The 2,082-nt window shown below is 66.0% G+C and carries 3 protein-coding genes; 1 reads left to right on the plus strand and 2 read right to left on the minus strand.

Annotation, left to right across the window (positions count from 1 at the left end; genetic code table 11):
* The first annotated feature begins 96 nt into the window (after nucleotides 1-96).
* Entirely contained in the window at nucleotides 97-375 is a 279-nt protein-coding gene (locus KBX08_RS34285) for a hypothetical protein (protein WP_374101983.1), read from the plus strand.
* 414 nt (nucleotides 376-789) lie between these two features.
* Here the strand turns inward: KBX08_RS34285 and KBX08_RS33010 are convergent, their stop codons facing one another.
* A complete protein-coding gene (locus tag KBX08_RS33010; protein WP_210787669.1) occupies nucleotides 790-1,290 on the minus strand; it encodes a hypothetical protein in 501 nt (166 codons plus the stop codon).
* Nucleotides 1,291-1,793: 503 nt separating this feature from the next.
* A partial coding sequence (locus KBX08_RS33015) for a hypothetical protein (protein ID WP_210787670.1) occupies nucleotides 1,794-2,082 on the minus strand: 289 nt, incomplete at its 5' end.

A 2,082-nucleotide genomic window follows, 5' to 3' on the forward strand; every position in this document is an offset into this window, starting at 1 on the left:
GCCCTATCTACCGCAGATGCGCGGCCTGGTCGCCGCCGCCCCCGAGCCCTTGCGAGCCCACCTGACCAAGCTCAGCGCCGCCGTGCTGGTCACCCGATGCGCTGGGCTGAGCTACGACCCAGCCAGACTCCATGCGCCGGAACACGCCACCGCCGCAGCCCTGGTTGGGCTCGCCCGCCGGGTCACTGCCCTCACCACGCCCTGCACACCATCGCGCTCTGCCGCCTGCGCAACGACCAGCGCACCCGCGCCTACCAGCAACGACGCATCACCGAAGGCCTCAGCAAGCAGGAAATCCAGCGCTGCCTCAAGCGCTACATCGTCCGCGACGTCTACACCGCCCTACGCGCCGACTTCGCCGCCCTCACCCCTTGACCTCCATAAGAGCATCGGGATGGCTTGGTTCAAGCCGGCCCGCAAGCGGGCCGCGCTGGCCCGGCCCCGACCTGCTGACGATCTCCGGCCGGCATCGGCTGGGCCGGCCGACCACGCTTCGAAACGGTCAGGAGCCTGAAGACCTCGGGGCTCCGCCCCAAACCCCGGCCCTCCTCAGAGATCAACCGGGGCCGGATCACCTCGCCGGGCGCCACAAGGACTACCAGCCTCCCCGGACGGGGCCAAGGTCGTTCGCCCGGTAGGGCGCTCCACCTTGTCCCCGTCCGCCGAGGCTCGAAGGTTGGCGACTGCCCGACGAGGAGATCCTCAGACGATACGCACAGCGCCGCGCCCTCGTCCGGCACTCGATGCCATGCCGTCACTCTGTCCAGGTCGGACCGTCGCGAACACGCTCTATTCGGTGTTGCCCGCACAGAAGGCAGTCGTGTAGGTGGAGCCGGCTATGGTACTCAAGTAGTTCCAGTAGGCGATCCAGCGGTAGCTTTCGGTGTACCCACCTACGAAATGGCAGCGTCCTGCAGCGCCATAGAAGTTTCCATTCGATGTCCGGTAGGCCGTGGTCACGTAGCCCGGATTGAGGCTGTAACAGTTCGAGTAGTACTGGGTCATCGCTGCCCCTTGCGGGGAGGGCGGCGAGAACGAGGTATTACACGGGACGCTCGACGTGTAGTAGTCCTGGTACGAGCCGCTGCTACTGGGACCTGGCACGCAACTGGCGGTGCTGTAGTTCACGTTGCTGTAGGTATAGCTGAAATACCAGCTGACGTTGGCCCCGGGAGCCACCGAGCGACATTCTGCATCGTAGATCCAAACCGTAGCGGCGCCACCGGGAAGGTAGCGGTAGGGCATTACGGTCGCGGTGCTGCTGCCGCAGTTGCGGTAGGTCTGCGTCATCGGAGCACCCTTCGGTGACGCGGGTGCGAATGACGTCCAACATGGAGGGGCGGCGGACGCGACCTCCGGCTGGAGTAAAACGGTAGGGAAAACCGCTGAGATGAACGCGATGAGCACGATCAGGCTTCTGCGCATTAAGGTCCTCGTCATGTCGGCGATCCGGCCTGTTCAGGTCGGAAGCAGGATACTGACAAGGCGTCAAGCTGGGTGCCCCGGCGCCTCGGTCCCTTGTGGCCGCTCATTGGCCAGTGACCGAAGAGCGCAGCGGTCAGGGATGTAGCCGACTCAGCTGCGGCGAGCAGGCATTACGAGTATCACATCCGGCTGTGCGCGCGCTTCCGATCTGAAGCTCCCGGGCGGCGCAGTGGGGAGCGGTGTGAGATGTCGAGAGGCGTTTCCGCTGGTAGACCCCCAGGTGCCCAGGTCGGTAGGACGGACAACTTGACCTCGTAACCCATAGGTCGCCCGTGCCAGCGACGCGCCAGTACCCAGGGCCCGGGCGGTCACCAGGGGCACGAATGGTCACGCAGCTTCGGCCTTGACCTCTGGGCCGTCTGGGCCGTCTGGGCCGTCACCGGGCCGTCAAACGCTGACCAAAGACAACCACCGACGACCACCAGCGCCTGAAGAAACAGCAGGTCAGCCACCGTGTCGGGGCGGCTGACCTGGTGGGCGACGGACGAGTCGACCTGTACGCCGGATTCTGTGCGCGACGCGTACCCCGAGGGGTTTGCGCCGGCGGCGGCCATCCATCTCGGCCTGCCGTTGCCGGCAGGCTCCAGCGGCCTACCC

The organism is Micromonospora sp. H61 (genome assembly GCF_018070325.1).
GTDB classification, from domain to species: domain Bacteria; phylum Actinomycetota; class Actinomycetes; order Mycobacteriales; family Micromonosporaceae; genus Micromonospora; species Micromonospora salmantinae.

Coding starts and splice junctions, on each gene's coding strand:
- KBX08_RS34285 (WP_374101983.1), top strand. CDS start 97: ATGCGCTGGGCTGAGCTACGACCCAGCCAGACTCCATGCGCCGGAACA.
- KBX08_RS33010 (WP_210787669.1), bottom strand. CDS start 1,290: ATGACGCAGACCTACCGCAACTGCGGCAGCAGCACCGCGACCGTAATG.